General features: G+C 65.3%; 11 protein-coding genes and 1 tRNA gene. 5 read left to right on the top strand and 7 right to left on the bottom strand.

Translation table 11 applies throughout. The annotated features are described in order from the left end of the window. Window positions 1–199 precede the first annotated feature (199 nt). A complete protein-coding gene (dnaA, locus tag ABD050_RS12835) occupies window positions 200–1,603 on the top strand; it encodes a chromosomal replication initiator protein DnaA (protein ID WP_343889754.1) in 1,404 nt (467 codons plus the stop codon). 144 nt (window positions 1,604–1,747) lie between these two features. Here dnaA and ABD050_RS12830 read toward each other — a convergent pair whose 3' ends face one another. From ABD050_RS12830 to secB, 4 genes are all read right to left on the bottom strand, one after another. Then, window positions 1,748–2,389, bottom strand: coding sequence for a DUF4136 domain-containing protein (locus tag ABD050_RS12830; protein ID WP_343889753.1), 642 nt, complete (start codon window positions 2,387–2,389; stop codon window positions 1,748–1,750). 124 nt (window positions 2,390–2,513) lie between these two features. Further along, entirely contained in the window at window positions 2,514–3,518 is a 1,005-nt protein-coding gene (trpS, locus tag ABD050_RS12825) for a tryptophan--tRNA ligase (RefSeq protein ID WP_343889752.1), read from the bottom strand. A gap of 13 nt (window positions 3,519–3,531) precedes the next feature. Continuing rightward, on the bottom strand, window positions 3,532–5,100 hold the full coding sequence (gene murJ, locus ABD050_RS12820) for a murein biosynthesis integral membrane protein MurJ (RefSeq protein WP_343889751.1): 1,569 nt from the start codon (window positions 5,098–5,100) through the stop codon (window positions 3,532–3,534). A 27-nt stretch (window positions 5,101–5,127) separates the two neighbouring features. Continuing rightward, window positions 5,128–5,634 (bottom strand): protein-export chaperone SecB, encoded by a 507-nt coding sequence (gene secB / locus ABD050_RS12815; protein WP_343889750.1) that lies wholly within the window; start codon window positions 5,632–5,634, stop codon window positions 5,128–5,130. 167 nt (window positions 5,635–5,801) lie between these two features. On the opposite strand from secB, the gene ABD050_RS12810 reads away from it, so the two are divergent. The 4 genes from ABD050_RS12810 (at window position 5,802) to ABD050_RS12795 (ending at window position 10,045) form a co-directional block, all read left to right on the top strand. Further along, window positions 5,802–6,449 carry a Tim44/TimA family putative adaptor protein gene (locus tag ABD050_RS12810; RefSeq protein WP_343889749.1) on the top strand — a complete coding sequence of 216 codons (648 nt, stop codon included), beginning with the start codon at window positions 5,802–5,804 and terminating at the stop codon, window positions 6,447–6,449. Window positions 6,450–6,561: 112 nt separating this feature from the next. Further along, window positions 6,562–7,725: a murein transglycosylase A gene (gene mltA / locus ABD050_RS12805; protein ID WP_425542453.1), complete on the top strand. Its 1,164-nt coding sequence runs from the start codon at window positions 6,562–6,564 to the stop codon at window positions 7,723–7,725. Next, window positions 7,700–8,296 carry a Smr/MutS family protein gene (locus ABD050_RS12800; protein WP_343889748.1) on the top strand — a complete coding sequence of 199 codons (597 nt, stop codon included), beginning with the start codon at window positions 7,700–7,702 and terminating at the stop codon, window positions 8,294–8,296. The genes mltA and ABD050_RS12800 overlap by 26 nt, the downstream gene beginning before the upstream one ends. A 72-nt stretch (window positions 8,297–8,368) precedes the next feature. Further along, window positions 8,369–10,045 carry a putative bifunctional diguanylate cyclase/phosphodiesterase gene (locus ABD050_RS12795; protein WP_343889781.1) on the top strand — a complete coding sequence of 559 codons (1,677 nt, stop codon included), beginning with the start codon at window positions 8,369–8,371 and terminating at the stop codon, window positions 10,043–10,045. Window positions 10,046–10,134: 89 nt separating this feature from the next. On the opposite strand, the gene ABD050_RS12790 is transcribed toward ABD050_RS12795, so the two are convergent. The 3 genes from ABD050_RS12790 to ABD050_RS12780 all read right to left on the bottom strand — a co-directional run bounded on the left by ABD050_RS12790 (window position 10,135) and on the right by ABD050_RS12780 (window position 15,471). Next, window positions 10,135–13,614, bottom strand: a complete 3,480-nt coding sequence (locus tag ABD050_RS12790) for an autotransporter domain-containing protein (protein WP_343889747.1) — start codon at window positions 13,612–13,614, stop codon at window positions 10,135–10,137. Window positions 13,615–13,986: 372 nt separating this feature from the next. Beyond that, a tRNA-Pro gene (locus ABD050_RS12785) sits at window positions 13,987–14,063 on the bottom strand. 112 nt (window positions 14,064–14,175) lie between these two features. Further along, window positions 14,176–15,471, bottom strand: a complete 1,296-nt coding sequence (locus ABD050_RS12780) for an FAD-dependent oxidoreductase (protein WP_343889746.1) — start codon at window positions 15,469–15,471, stop codon at window positions 14,176–14,178. Window positions 15,472–15,500: the final 29 nt, after the last annotated feature.

The raw sequence follows: 15,500 nt of genomic DNA, 5'->3' as shown, positions 1-15,500 counted from the left end.
GTTACGCGTCGGGGTCTTGCCCGACTCGGCATCATCTTCATAAATCATCGCGTCGCCGCGCAGACGATTCCGTCTCGCGACCTAATTGAGAGCTTCGAAGTCAGGCGGACGGGGATTCCGGCTGGGGGGAGCCTTTGTCTGTGAAGAATTAAGACGGCGCGGGGCTTCTTGCCCCGGCGCCCGGAGAGGGATTGGGTTGTTGGCGATCACTGTAACCGAAGGCGCTGCACGGCACGATGAGGTTGCGAAGGCCTGGGGGATTGTGCGCAGTCACCTGCGCGAGTCGGCCGGCGCGCGGCTGTTCGACCAGTGGCTGAAGCCGATCGAACTGGTCCAGGGGGCTGACTGCGACACCGTGCGCCTGGCGTTGCCGTCGGCGTTCATGACCAACTGGGTCCGCAATCACTATGCCGACCGGCTGGTTCAGGAGTTCCGGGCGATCCTGCCCGATGTGCGCAGCGTCGCAATCGAAACCCGCAGTGCGACGGCAAAGCCCGCGGTGCTGGCAGCCGAGCCGCTCGTCGTTGCTGGTGCTGCGGCATCAGTCGAGGCATCGGCGCGTCCCCAGCTCGATCCGCGCTTCACCTTCGATCGCTTCGTGGTCGATCAGTCGAACCTCGTGGCGTTCAACGCAGCGCGGGCACTGGCTGAGCCCGGCACGCCACGCTTTAGCCCGCTCTTCATCCATAGCGGCACCGGCCAGGGCAAGACTCACCTGATGCACGCGATCGGCGCTGCCTATCTGGAGGCATGCCCTGACGCCAATGTGATCATGATGTCAGCCGAGCGGTTCATGTTCGAATTCGTCCAGGCGGTGCGGGCACGCGCGCAGAGGCAGAATGACCGCGATACCCACGCGTTCAAGGCACGGCTGCGCGCCGCCGACCTGTTGATGATCGACGATGTCCAGTTCATCGCGGGCAAGGATTCGACTCAGGAGGAATTCTTCCACACCGTCAGCGAAGTGATGGCCGCCGGCAAAAGGCTGGTGATCAGCGCCGATCGCTGCCCGCAGGGGCTCGACGGCATCGAGACGCGGATCACGTCGCGGCTTTCGGTTGGGCTGGTCGCCGATATCAAGGCGCCCGATCTCGGGCTGCGCCGCGCTGTCCTGACCCGCAAGCTGGCGGATCTGCCCGATGCGAAGGTTCCAGGCGAGGTGCTCGATCTGCTTGCAGCACGGATCACCGCCAATATCCGTGACCTCGAGGGTTCGCTCAACCGTCTGATCGCCTATGCGCAATTGACCGGCGAGGCGATCGACATGGATTTCGCGGTCGCGACGCTCGGCGACGTGCTGCGCGGTGCCCAGCGGCGGGTGACGATCGACGAGATCCAGCGCGCCGTGTCGGCGCATTTCGAGTTGAAACCGATCGACCTCGTCTCGGCGCGCCGCGCTGTGGTGGTGGCGCGACCGCGCCAGATCGCGATGTACCTCGCCAAGCGGCTGACGACCCGCTCGCTGCCCGAAATCGGCCGCAAGTTCGGCGGGCGCGATCACTCGACGGTGATCCACGCGGTACGCCGCATCGAGGAACTGCGCGACAAGGATCGCGAGATCGACGGCGCGGTCAGGACCTTGCTCAGGGAGCTGGAAGGCTAGAGATTTCGACTTCGGGCCACGCGCGGCAGCGCGGAACCGTCATGCCGGACTCGTTCCGGCGCCCACCGTTCCGCGCATTTACCGATATTTGGTTTGCGGATGAGTGGCCCCCCGGAACGAGTCCGGGGTGACGGGCATCGCTGCTTATTTCTTCTCCGGCGCGATCGTGATCTTCACCGTCTCGCCTGAATTGCCGGGAAAACCGGTGAACATCGCCTCGACCAGCCTGGGCACCAGATAGGGCAGGTCGTCGCTGCGCGACTGCGCCTTGGCGGTGCCCTCGAACACGCGCTTGCCGTTGTCGGTCCGATTGATCTGGAGATCGAGCTCGCTGGTATAGACGGTGAAGCTCGTCACGTCGTCATCGATCAGGAACGGATCGTAGAAACCGAAAGCGAATCGGCTGCGGCCATAATAGCCATAAGGCCCGCCAAAGCCGCGCCCATAGGGGCCGCCGAAAGCGCCGCCATATGCATAGGGCGAGAGGCCGGTCGTGACTGTCTTTTCGCGCCCCTTGTCGACATCATAGGCCATCTTCACGACGAGGTCGGCCCGCGCCGGATCGGCGGCCGCATGATAGCCCTGGCCGGCAAGCTTCGCCGAGACGATCTGCGCATATTGGCCGAACTCGATGCCGCCGTCGAGCTTGGGATCGGCTGCCTGGATCACGAAGCTCTGCCCGTTCGACGCGGGCAATTGCTGGAAGCGTGACACCTTGGCGTTGAACGGCTCGGCGCAGCCGCTGAGCAGGAGCAATGCCGTGGCGGCGATCGGAAGCATCTTCATGGCTTTGGCGACCTTGGAAGCGAGGGAAAGCGTAACGACTTCAATCAGTTGCAATTGTAGCGCAAGCGTTATGAATAGCGCTTGAACGGACGAACGCAAGTGAACTGTCTGACATGTTCGTTTTTCAGACGTGCAGCCCCACCGCGCGCTGCGCCGCCGCCAGCGTGGGCGCGGCGATCGCGGCTGCGCGCGCGCCGCCCTTCGCCAGCGCCCCGCTGACGGCGGCGCGGTCGTCGAGCAGGGCGGTCAGCCGGTCGCGGATCGGCCCGAGCATCGCCACTGTCAGGTCGGCCAGCGCCGGCTTGAAGACGCCGAAGCCCTTGCCGCCATATTCGGCCATCACCGCGTCGGTCGTGATGCCGGCCAGCGCTGAATAGATGACGACCAGATTCCTCGCCTCCGGCCGGTCGGCCAGTTCAGCGAACGTCGCCGGCAGCGGTTCCGGATCGGTCTTGGCCTTTTTCAGCTTCTGAACGATCAGGTCGTCGCTATCGACCAGGTTGACGCGCGATCCATCCGACGGATCGGATTTGGACATCTTCGCGCTGCCGTCGCGTAGCGACATGATCCGCGGCGCCGCTTTCGAGATGAACGGCTCGGGCAGGGTGAACAGCTCGACACCGAAATCATTGTTGAATTTGGTCGCGATGTCGCGTGCCAGCTCGAGATGCTGCTTCTGGTCGTCGCCTACGGGCACATGAGTCGCCTGATAGAGCAGCACATCGGCCGCCTGCAGCACCGGATAGGTGAACAGGTCGACGCTCTGGCTCTCGCCGCTCTTGCCCGCCTTGTCCTTCCACTGAGTCATGCGATTGAGCCAGCCCATCCGCGCGGTGCCGCCGAGAATCCACGCCAGCTCGCTGTGCGCCGGAACGCGGGCCTGGTTGAACAGGATCGCGCGATCGGGATCGATGCCGCAGGCAAGCAGGGTCGCGGCCATCTCGATCGAATTCGAGGTCAGCTCGGCGGCGACCACCGGCTGGGACAGGGCGTGAAGATCGGCCAGGAAGAACAGGCATTCCTCGCCTGGCCCCATGGCGTCCTGCATGGCGACCCATTGCTTGATGGCGCCGAGGTAATTGCCGAGGTGGAGATTGCCGGTTGGCTGGATGCCGGAGACGACGCGCATGATGTTCTCGAAGTCAGACGGCGCGTTTGCGCCTGAGGAAGGTCAGATCGTCGCGGGTGAAGGCGCCGAGCACGAAGGTGGCGATCGCATAGACCACGCAGCCGGTGGCGACCAGCACCAGCATCGCCCCAGTCCGCACCACCCAGTCACCATGGGTATAGGGGGTCAGCAGATCCTGCAGCAGCCACAATATGCCGCCCATCGCCAAGGCTGCGACGGCCAGCCGCCAGGCGCGGTGGCGCAACCGCCGGTCGGGCTCGAAATGCCCGCGCCGACGGAGGGTGCGGTAGAGCATGAAAACATTGAGGGTTGACGCAAGCGCGGTCGCGAGCGGCGGGCCCATATGTTTGAGCGGCACGATGAAGGCGAGGTTGAGGATGAGGTTGGCCCCCATGCTGATCATGGCATAGCGCACCGGCGTCTTCGTATCGGCGCGCGCATAATAGCCAGGCGTCAGCACCTTCACGAGAATGTAGCTCGGCAGGCCGATCGAGAAGGCGGAGAGCGCCTGCGCGGTAAAATAGGTATCCTGCGCGCCGAACTTGCCGTGTTCGAACAAGGCAGCGACGATCGGTCCGCCGCACAGCACCAGCGCAACCGTGGCGGGCAAGGTGAGCAGCAGCGCCAGTTCCATGCCGCGGTTCTGCGATTCCATCGCCTCGCGTTCCTGACCCGCGCTGAGCTGGCGCGAGATCAGCGGCAACAGGACGGTGCCGAGCCCGATGCCGATCAGCCCGAGCGGCAGCTGGTTCACCCGGTCGGCGGTATAGATGTAGGTCACTGATCCGTGCGCCAGCAGCGACGCGGCCAGTGCGGTCGAGACGACGAGGTTGATCTGCACCGCGCCGGCGCCGGCAGCGGCGGGCCAGATCAGCGCCATCAACTGCTTCACGTCGGGATTGAGCCGCGGCAGCTTGAGACGGAGCTTTACCCCGCTCGACCAGCAGGCCTGGCCGAGCCAGAGCAGCTGCAACACGCCCGACACGCTCACCGCGATCGCCTGGTTGCGGGCGGTCACCAGGGGATCATGGTTGTGGAAGAGCAGCAGCGCGGCGATCAGCGTGAGGTTGAGCAGGATCGGCGCCGCTGCATTGACCCAGAATTTGTGCAGCGAGTTGAGGATGCCGCCGAGCAGCGACACCAGGCTGATGAACAGAAGATAGGGAAAGGTGTATCGCGACAGCTCGACCGCGAAAGCGAACTGGTCATTGGTGATGCCGTTGAACTTGCCGGACAGGGCCAGCGTCACCGGCCAGGCGAAGATCTCGACGATGATCGTCATCACGATCAGTACCGGCAGCAACACCGACAGCGCATCCTCGGCGAAGCTGACCCCGGCGGCGAGGCCCGGGCCATCCTTGTCCGAAACCTTGCGGTTGAACATCGGGATGAACGCCGCCGAGAACGCACCTTCCGCAAACAGGGCGCGGAACATGTTGGGCAGGCGGAACGCGACGAGAAACGCATCCGACGCGAAGCCGGCGCCGACAAAGCGCACGAACAGGGAATCGCGGACCAGCCCCAGCACGCGGCTGGCAAGGGTGAGCCCGCCCACCGATCCCAGCGCGCGCGTGAGGTTCATTGATTTTCTGCCCTTCGAACCGGCCGATCAGGCCGTGCCGGCTTCCCCGATGACCTGACCCTGCGCTTCGGCCTGTTGCATGTAGATCGCGCCGAAGTCGATCGGCTCGAGCAGCAGCGGCTGGAAGCCGCCGTCGCGGACCGCATCGGCCAGCACGCGGCGCGCGAACGGGAAGAGCAGGCGCGGCGCCTCGGCGAGCAGGAAGGGCTGGAGATGCTCGGCCGGAATGTTGCGCAGCCCGAACAGCCCGGCATAAGCGAGATCGACCAGGAACGCGACCTGGCCTTCGACCTCGGCGCGGACCTCGATGCGCAGGATCACCTCATGGACGTCCTCGCCGACCTGGGCCGTGCCGATGTTGAACTGAACGTCGATCTGCGGGGCGCCCGGAACCTGATAGATCGCCGGGGCATTCGGATTCTCGAACGACAGGTCCTTCACATATTGCGAAAGCAGCCCGACCGCGGGTGCGGTGTCGGCACCGTTGGGAAGGGGCTCGGTGCCCGTGATGATGCCGTCGTCCTGCTCGTCCATTGAAAGTCCATCCTCAAAGATCGGTAATTATTCGGCGACGCCCGGTGGCGTACCAGCGACGGCGCGCGTAGCAGGGGGCGGCGAGCAGTTCAACGGGCGCCGATTGCACCATTTGAAAGACTGGCGCGTTACGCCTATGTAGAGAGTCAGCCAATAGTGGAGGCAAGGTGGTCTTGGTAGTTGTTCTCGCGATGGTCGCCGCGTTTCTGGCGTTGCGTCTTTACATGGTGCTCGGCAAGCGGACCGGGCATGAACAGCCCCTGATGCCGAAGCCGGCCGAGGAGCGCGCCGCGCCGACGCCGCTGCCGCGTCCGATCGAGATCGTGCAGGAGCCCCGCGAGATTGCCAATCGCAATATCGATTCGCGTGCCGAGGCTGGCTTGCGCGCCATCGTCTCCGCTGAATCCGGCTTCGATATCGGCCAGTTCCTCGAAGGCGCGAAGAGCGCCTATCGCATGATCCTTGAGGCCTATTGGAAGGGCGACGAGGAAGCGCTCGAATGGCTGGTCGAGGACGAGGTTCGCCATGCCTTTGCCGAAGCGATCGCCGCGCGAGCGACGGCGGGGCATGTGCTCGACAACCGGCTCGTTTCGATCGAACGCGCGATCATTGCGGACGCTTCGGTCGAGGGCAAGCTCGCCCGGATCACGGTGCGCTTCGATGCCGATATCGCCGCGGTGACGCGCGATGCCGAGGGCAATGTCGTCGCCGGGTCGATGAGCGACGCCGAAGAGACGCACGACGTCTGGACGTTCGCACGGATGCTGAAGAGCAGCGATCCGAACTGGAAGCTCGCCGACACCGACGAAGCGTGACGGCGTGAGGCAGCGCGGGGGAATCATTGCGTTAGCGCTGTTGCTGAGCGCTTGCGGCGGCAGCCAGATTGTGCCGCACCCGGAAGCGCCGTCCCGTCACCCGACTGCACCGGTGCGCAGGCCGGTTCCGGCCACCCCGATCGCACCCGTCACGACTGCGCCGGTGACCGGCTCGACAGCCGCCGGCGGGGCGACGGCGATCAAGGCCGGCCTTGCACCCGGCCCGTCGATCCGCTCGCTGCCGATATCGGAAGCACAGGCGGCGCGTGCCCTGGCCGCGTTCCGCCTTTCATGCCCGTCGCTGCAACGCCGCGCCGACAGCTCCGGGCTGACTCGCGGCGCGGATTGGCAGCCTGCCTGTGCCGCCGCTGCGACTGTCGGTGGCGGCGAGGCGCGGACCTTCTTCGCGCAGTGGTTCGAGGCAGTCCAGGTCGGCGACGGCAAGGCATTCGCCACCGGCTATTATGAGCCTGAAATCGCCGGTTCGCTCGATCGGCGTAGCGGCTATGAGGTGCCGATCTACGGCCGGCCCGACAATCTGATCGATGTCGATCTCGGCCTGTTCAGCGCTGATCTGAAGGGCAGGAAGATCCGCGGGCGGATCGACGGCACCAATTTCATTCCCTATTTCGACCGCACCGAAATCGATGGCGGCGCGCTTGACGGCCATGCCCGCATCATTGCCTGGGCCGCCGATCCGGCCGAATTCTTCTTCCTGCAAATCCAGGGATCGGGGCGGCTCAGGCTCCCCAATGGCCGGGTGATCCGGATCGGCTATGACAGCCAGAATGGGCGAGACTATACCGGCATCGGCGCACTGATGAAGCAGCGCGGCCTGCTCGGGCCGGGCCAGACCTCGATGCAGGGCATCGTCCAGTGGCTCCACGATCACCCCCAGGAGGGGCAGGCGATCATGCGCGAGAACAGGAGCTTCGTCTTTTTCCGCGAGCTTGACGGGCCGCCGCTCGGCGCGCTTGGCCTTCCCGTGGCGGCCGGCGTGAGCGCGGCGGCCGATCCCAAATTCGTGCCGCTCGGCGCGCCCGTGTTCCTGTCGATGGATCGCGCTGACGCGACCGGATTGTGGGTCGCGCAGGATACCGGCGGGGCGATCCGCGGCAGCAATCGTTTCGACACCTATTGGGGCGCGGGCGATGACGCGCGCGCGACGGCTGGCGGCATGGCGGCACATGGCACGGCTTTCGTGCTGCTGCCGCTCGGAACGCTCGACCGACTTGCCGCGGAGAGGGCCGATGGCGGGGCGCTCCCTAACCCCTGACGAATCCGCGCTATGGGCGCGGGTGATGGCGAGCGTGCGGCCGATCCGGGCGCGGGCTCGATCAGCCGCGCCCGTCGTCACCAGGACCGCGGCCGCAGTCCGGGCCGAGCCCATGGCCCTGCGGCCTTCGCCTCCGGCCCCTCCGGCGCGGAAGGTCGTGGCAATGCCGGCCCAGCCCCGGCCGATCGCGGCGCCTGCCCGTCCGAAGCCCGGCACCACGCTTGACGGCAGCTGGGACAAGCAGCTTTCGCGCGGCCTGGTCTCGCCCGACCGCTCGATCGATCTTCATGGCCACAATCTCGGCAGCGCTCATGCCCTGCTCGATTCAGCGCTTGAACAGGCGGTTCGCGACGGCGACCGCGTCATCCTGCTGGTCACCGGCAAGCCGCCCCTGCCGAGCAGCGCCCGGCCGCATGCCCGTGGCGCGATCCGTGCCGCTGTCGGCGACTGGCTTGCCGGGTCGCGCCATGCCGGCGCGATCGCCGCGGTGCGGGGCGCCCACCCGCGCCACGGCGGGGCGGGAGCGCTCTACATCATTCTGCGCCGACCCCGCGACCAGCGAAAATCTTAACCTTTCAGCGGCATCATTCAGGCTCATTCGGGCAGCTTCCTGTCCGCGGCCGTGGGGGCACCTGGAAACGCGATGGAAGGCGTATCGCTGAAAAGTCGCGCGATCGCGTTCGCGATGTGCGCCGGCGCGGTCGCGTTCATTCTTGCTCTGGTCGCCACGTCGACCGGGCAGATCGGCATCGGCAATATCTCGCGCGCACTCATCCCGGCCGTGGTGTGCGCGGCGATGTGCTGGGCGTCGGCCGAGCGCTCGATCGCGTCCACCGCATCGGCGATCGATGCAGCCATTGCCCGTCTCGCCCGCGCCGCGCAGGGCGATCTGGAGGGCGAGATTCCGCCTGAAATCGCCGAAAACGTGCCCCAGCTCGCTCATGCGATGAACGGCCTGTTCCAGCAACTGGGCGCCAATCTCGAAAGCGTTCACCGGCTCGCGATGTTCGACCCGGTGACGTCGCTCCCGAACCGCACCAATTTCCGCCGAACCTGCGAACGCGCCCTGATCGACCTCCCGCCCGGTGCCGGCGCCGCCCTGTTCTTCATCGATCTCGACCGCTTCAAGACGGTCAACGACACGATGGGGCACGCGATGGGCGATATGCTGCTCGGCATGGTCGCCAACCGCCTGCGCGCGGTTGCCGATCGCGTGACGGCTGAAACCGGTGCGCCGCAACCGTTGATCGGGCGCCTGGCCGGGGACGAGTTCACCATGTTCTTCGCCGGCATTACCGACCCGATCGAGGCGGCGCGCATTGGCCGCGGCGTGTTGTTCGCGCTCAGCGAACCCTTCGATGTGGTCGGCAATGACGTAGAGATCGGTGCGTCGATCGGCATTGCGCTTCGCCCGCAGCATGGCGAGAATCTGACTGATCTGATGCGCGCCGCCGATGCCGCCATGTATCACGCGAAGGCGAATGGGCGCGGCCGCGCCGAACATTTCACTGAAGAGCTCGCCGACCTGATCGCTGATCGCGCCCAGCTGGAGAGCGACCTGCGCGAGGCGCTCGAGCAGAACCAGTTCACGCTCGTCTTCCAGCCGCAGGTTGCCGTGTGGGGCGGCGAGATCGTTGCCGCCGAGGCGTTGCTGCGCTGGCGGCATCCGCGTGACGGGATGCGCCTGCCTGGCACATTCATCCAGCGTGCCGAGGAAACCGGGTTGATCGTCGAGATCGGCGAATGGGTGATCGCCACCGTCGCCGAGACCATCGCGCGTTGGGGTCGGATCGGGATCGAGCAGCGGCTTGCGATCAACGTCTCGCCGCGTCAGCTCGATCATGCGAACTTCTTCCGGCGCCTGCGCGCAGCGATGCTCGCCGCCAACGCGCCGGCGCGGCTGCTCGAGCTCGAGATAACCGAGACGCTGGCGATGCATTGCAGCAGCGAGGTGATCGAGGCGATCACGCTGCTTCGCGCCGACGGGGCATCGATTGCCATCGACGATTTCGGAACCGGCTATTCGAATCTCGCGCGACTGCGCGACCTGCCGGTCGATCGGGTCAAGCTCGATCGAAGCCTGGTCGAACATATTGTCGAGAACGCCGAGGCGCGGACGATCGCCCATGCCGTGGTCGGGCTGATCCACGGCATCGGCTGCGAGGCGGTCGCCGAGGGGATCGAGACCGAGGCGCAAGCTGAGGTGTTGCGTGTGATCGGGTGCGACGTGATCCAGGGCTATGCGATCGCGGCGCCCATGGACGAGGACGCCTTCATCGCCTGGTCGCGGTGCGAGGATCGGCAGCAGGCGACGGGGTAAAGGCGGATAGCTGGCGGGGGTGCCCTGAGGGCAAAAAAGGGCGGCTTCCGGTTGGAAGCCTCCCTTTCTTGTTGGATCGGAAGGCCGGATCAGAAGCTGAGCTTCACCGTGCCGTGATAGCTCTGGTTCGCCACGTCGGTGCGCCAGATCGTCGTGTCGGCACCGACCGAGATTTCGACCTTGCCGGTGCTGTAGGACAGCCCGCCGCTGACTTCGGCCCAGTCCTTGTCCTGGCCGGCCACCGCGAACAATGCCGTCGGGCCAATCGCGCCGGTGAAGTTCGCCGCAATCAGGCCCGGCTCGTCGTCGAGTTCATGGACCTCATAGGCGGCGAGATACGGCTTGACGGTCTTGCCCCCGCTCAGATGGAGGCCGGCGCGCGCCTGCAGGCTGTCATAGCTGTCGCGGTAATAGGTCAGCGCCGGCCCGCCGCCCTGCTCGTTGATGTCGTCGAACATGATCGACGAGGCGCGAACACCGATCCGCGGCCCAAGCTTGAGGCTGCCCAGATTGAAGTCCTGGCCGAAGCTGATCTCGCCCGCGACGATCAGCGAGCGATCGCTGGTGGTCAGGCGATAGGGGGCGCCGACCAGCGAGACGTTGCGGACGGTCTGGGAGTTGAAGGAACCGGCGCTGAGCATTGCATCGGCGACGAAGCCGCCATCGGTCTGGATCTTGCCGTACAGCGTACCCTCGTAGAGCTGGCTCTTCGCCTCGTGCGAGACATAGGCAGGCGTCGCGCCGATATCGCTGTAGGCGAAGGAGATACCGACCACACCGTGGCTGCCCGCTTCCTTCTCGACGCCGGCGGCGAGGAAATAGCCGTCGAAATGATCGCGCCCCGTAGCCGGGAGCGCAGTCGGCATCGTCGCGCTGGTGCCGTTGAGATAGCCGCCCGCGACGAAGGCGCTCATCGTCTCGGGAAGCTTGCCCTCCATCACCGTCTCGCCGGCATCGCTGCGTATTTCCGGCGTATCGGGCATATTCATCGCGCGGTTCGAGGCCATTTCGAACGGATGGCCGATCATCGCGATCGAGCCGCCGAGATTGCCGACCTCGATCGCCTCGACATGGTCGCGGTAGAAGCGTGACATATTGTCGATCGAGACGGTGCCCAACGCATCGCGGTTCGTCTCGGTGCGCGGCGCCCAGCTCTCGAGCGTCCCCTGGATGGTCGCCGCGCTCTGGAGATCGAGCGGGCCGTAAAGACCGGACAGCACGCCATAGTTGTTTGCCCGGTCACCATCGAGCAGGCTGGCATAGGCTTTCTGCACATCCGTATTGCCGACGACATCCTTGTAGAAGCCGGCATCGATCGACACCGTCACTGCATTGGTGCCGTAGGTGAGATGCGGCGTCAGGATCGCACTGATCGGCAGCACTGAGTCGAACGGGATAATCTTTCCGTTCGAGTCCTTGGTGAAGCCGCCCTGCGCGGTCACGATCGTGTATTTGTCGCCCGCGCGGATCATGTAGCCGGTCGCCGGGCCGAACGCGACGGTGCCGCCGAGACCGGCAATGCCGTCGACCGGGATCTGGTTAGGCGCGAAGATCGTGGTGACGACCGCGATCTTGTCCGACACACCGTTCGCGCCGAGATCGAGCAGGAGCTTGCTGCCCGAGGCGAGGACGAGATTGCCGGCGAAGGTCAACGTGCCGGTGCCGCCGATCGTGCCCGGGGCAATGATGCCGGTGACGTTGGTGAAATAAGGTGCGTTGAACCGGCCGACGCCCTGCACGGCGCCGCTCAGCAGCAGATAATCGCCGAGCGAGGTCATCATGCCGTTGTTCACGACAACGCCGTCATACTGATTCATGTTGATCAGGCTGGTCAGCGACCCGGTCGAGGTGACCGAGAGTTTCGAGCTCGCGCCCGACACCGAGAAGCGATCGACCGTGATCGCGGTATCGAGCGTGGTCGTGCCGGCGGCCGACAGAGTCACGTCGAAATAGCGCGCGGCGGTATGCGTTGCCGCATTGGGGTTGGCATCGTTGGGCACGAAGTTGGTCGCGCCGGGCAGGCCATTTGCCAGGGTCGGCGCGGGCAGGGCCGCCACCGCATTTGCCGACTGGCTGCCGCTTTGCGCCGAGAGATTGGAGCTCAGGCCACTGCCCACCCCGGTCGCCGTCTTGGTCGCATCGGCGGTCTGGGTTCCGGTCGCTGCGGCCGGAGTGGTTGCGTTGACCGGAACGCCGTTGACGGTCACGACCCCGGTGACGATGTTTTCGCAAACGTCATAATAGCAGACCGAACCGAACACCGGCGAGGTGTCGGCAATGCCGGTACCCGGCGTGGTCGGCACACCCGTCATCAGCTGGCCGTTGACGAGCACATTATAGGCCGGATCGACATTGGTGGTCCAATGAGTGGGATCGGTCCAGTTGCCGTCGCCCGCGAGCGCCGAGACATAATGATAGGGGTTATTCGCCGCGATATAGTCCCAGAACAGATAGAGCGGCTGATAGAAGCTGGTCGTGCCGTAACTGGAGCCCGGCTGCCCGCCGTAGAAACGATCGCCGCCCGAAAGCACCGCGATCACCAACTGCTTGGCATAGGTGCGGTCCAGGATCAGCGGCCCGCCCGAATCGCCCGGCGCGGTGATGCCTTCGCCAGCGGTGGTTGAGGTTCCCTTGACCGCGTCGTCAGGGAAGATATTGAAATCATACGGGTTCTGGCGCTTGGGATCATCGAAATCCAGCATGTACAGATTCTGCGGCAAGCCATCGGGCGCGCCGAACAGGAACTTGTCCTGGTCGTCGAGCGAACCGAGCAGCCCGATATAATTCTCGGCGACGCGGCGGCGGTAATCGATCGAGCCCTGGCCGGTCGAGCCGACGCCATTATCGCCATAGCCAGTGATGGTGACGTGATATCCCGTGCCGGTCACCGGATTGGTCGAGGTCGGCGCGGGCAGGGCCGAGAACAACAGCGCCCAGGTCGGGACGTTTGCCGCCGGCGTGTCGAGCACGCCCATCGCGACGTCGCCCTGCAGGAAGTTGTTGCCGACACCGAGCTGGGTCGACTGGATGTTATACATCACCTGGTTGAGGTTATAGGCGAACTCGGCAACCCGCGTCGCATCCTTGCCGACGCCGTTCACGCCGTTGAGCCAATGGCCGATCGCCGAATTGCCGGGGGCATTGTTGTTGGCATTGAAGAAAACGCCGATCGGCAACTGGCCGGCGCCGGTGCCATAGCCCCAGGGATCCTGAAAGGCGTTGCCGGCGGGAGCCTCGTTCACGCAATGCGCAGCGAAAATCACGGTACGCGGGTTTATCAGCGTGGCGGTGCACAGGCCGATAAAGCCGTTCTTCTGGTCAACGACGAGCTGGCCGACGCCGGTAATGTTGTGGGTATCGAGCCCGACGTTGACGGTGGTCGGCGGAACGGGATTGGAGATCACGATGTTTGGATCGGGATTGCCACCTTGCGGTGCGATGATCGAGCCCTCGGGCGGCCCCGCCTGGGCATGCGCAGCACCGGTGATTGCGAGCGACAGGGTCGCGGCCGATGCGAGGAGCCAGGCGCGGTTGCGCGGCGATGAGACGCGAGAAAAGGCTCTGATCATGTGACTACCCCCGTTTTTCGGATTTACCGAAATCTTACTCTAAGATGAACGAAGGCTATCGTCGCCTTCGGGCAAGCTCAAGCGAACATGGCCTCCATTCGGATCAAACGGGCTGTCATGCGGCAAGATTGCAGGTCGGTGTTGCCTATCGGCAACATCATGCAAGTTGTTGTTTCGATAGTGCAATATTCACACAAAAAGGCGACTCACGTCCTCGCTGTCGAGGAGTCTGAGCCACTATATCAGAGCTCGCTGCCGCCGCGTGCGCAGGGCGTTACGCCGAAGACCGCTCCACAAGTCCGATAATTGCATCGCGCCGAGGCGGCCGGCAAAAAGGTTCAGCGCCGGCGATGGGCGCATCAAAAAGCGATTTGGTCGGGGAAAGAGGATTCGAACCTCCGGCCCCTGCCTCCCGAAGGCAGTGCTCTACCAGGCTGAGCTATTCCCCGACCGATCGGATGCACGCGCTGTCTCGCGCGGCAAGGCGACGGCCCTTAGCTGACCGAATGGCGGGCATCAACCCCGCATTCGACGACGCGCGAAAACAGATGAAAAAGAGGGTCAGTGCCGCGCGCCCAGCATCTCCTCGATGCTGACGAATTTCTCGCGCGGCGCGCCGTCGCGGGCGCGGGCGGTTTCGGCCGCCTCGATCTTCTGCCAGTCGCGGAAGGTGACGACATCGACGCCGCGCGCCGCCAGCAGCGCGTCGAGCCCTGTCCGCCCGGCCTTGCCGCTGTCGCCCGGCAGATCGGCGCCGATATGCTCAGCGATCAGGAAGCCGTCCGGCCGATTGGTGCCGATTGTCCCCGTCGGCCCGCGCCGCGCCCAGCCGACCGCATAGATGCCGGGGCTGACCCGCCCGTCATGGTTGGCGAAGCGCCCGAGTTTATCGTCATAGGGCACGCCCTCGATCGGTGGGGTGCGATAGCCGATGCAGCTGACTACCAGGCTTGCCGGCACCTCATAAGTCTCGCCGGTGCCCGAAGCGCGGCCCTCCGCATCCATCACGGTGCGCTCGACCACGACGCGCTCAGCCCTGCCGTCGCCCTCGATCCGCACGGGCATCGCGAAGAAGTCGAAGACGATGCTGATCGGGCTGGTCTCGGCCCGGGCGGCGAAATCGCGCAAGTGGGTGACGGATTTGCGCTGGCCGGGATCGAGCACCGCATCTTCCTCGATCGGGGGCAGGTCGGCCGGGTCGACTCGCGGCGCAGCACGCGCGAGATGGCCGAGCTCGCCAAGTTCCTTCGGCGTCATCGCGATCTGGTGGGGCCCGCGCCGCGCCAGGATGGTGATCGTCTCCTGGGTCGCGCCACGGAGATGATCGAGCGCATGGCCGACGATATCGGACCCGGCGAACTCGCTCTCGGCCTTCGCAAGCACCCGCGCGACATCGAGCGCGACATTGCCGGCGCCCACCACCACGGCGCCGGGCCCGTGCAGCGGCGGGTCGAGATCGGCGAAATCGGGATGGCCATTATACCAGCCCACGAACGCCGCCGACCCGATCACGCCGGGCAGGTCATCTCCCGGCACGCCGAGCGGGCGATCGACCGGGGCTCCCGTTGCCAGCACAATGGCGTCGTAAAAGGTGCCGAGCTCGGCAATGCTCACATCCCTGCCGACCAGCACATTGCCGACGAAGCGGACATTGTCGGTCAGCGCGACTGCCTCATAGCGGCGCGAGACCCCCTTGATCGATTGATGGTCGGGCGCGACGCCGGTGCGGATCAGGCCGTAGGGAACGGGCAGGCGATCGATGACATCGACACGGACATCCTCGCCGAAGGCCTTTTGGCAAGCCTCAGCGGTGTAATAGCCGGCAGGGCCGGAGCCGATGATCGCGATATGACGCAAAGCCGCTCTCCTGTGTTTCGAGCGATGCT

The organism is Sphingomonas oligophenolica (genome assembly GCF_039522915.1).
Classification (GTDB): Bacteria; Pseudomonadota; Alphaproteobacteria; order Sphingomonadales; family Sphingomonadaceae; genus Sphingomonas; species Sphingomonas oligophenolica.
The sequence above is the reverse complement of the archived record's forward strand: the minus strand, read 5'-3'. Positions and strand labels throughout refer to the sequence as shown.

Bases quoted from the DNA above. Each gene is read 5' to 3' on its own strand.
- ABD050_RS12795 (WP_343889781.1), top strand. From the start codon at position 8,369: ATGGAAGGCGTATCGCTGAAAAGTCGCGCGATCGCGTTCGCGATGTGC.
- trpS (WP_343889752.1), bottom strand. From the start codon at position 3,518: ATGCGCGTCGTCTCCGGCATCCAGCCAACCGGCAATCTCCACCTCGGC.
- secB (WP_343889750.1), bottom strand. From the start codon at position 5,634: ATGGACGAGCAGGACGACGGCATCATCACGGGCACCGAGCCCCTTCCC.
- murJ (WP_343889751.1), bottom strand. From the start codon at position 5,100: ATGAACCTCACGCGCGCGCTGGGATCGGTGGGCGGGCTCACCCTTGCC.
- ABD050_RS12830 (WP_343889753.1), bottom strand. From the start codon at position 2,389: ATGAAGATGCTTCCGATCGCCGCCACGGCATTGCTCCTGCTCAGCGGC.
- ABD050_RS12790 (WP_343889747.1), bottom strand. From the start codon at position 13,614: ATGATCAGAGCCTTTTCTCGCGTCTCATCGCCGCGCAACCGCGCCTGG.
- ABD050_RS12800 (WP_343889748.1), top strand. From the start codon at position 7,700: ATGGCGGGGCGCTCCCTAACCCCTGACGAATCCGCGCTATGGGCGCGG.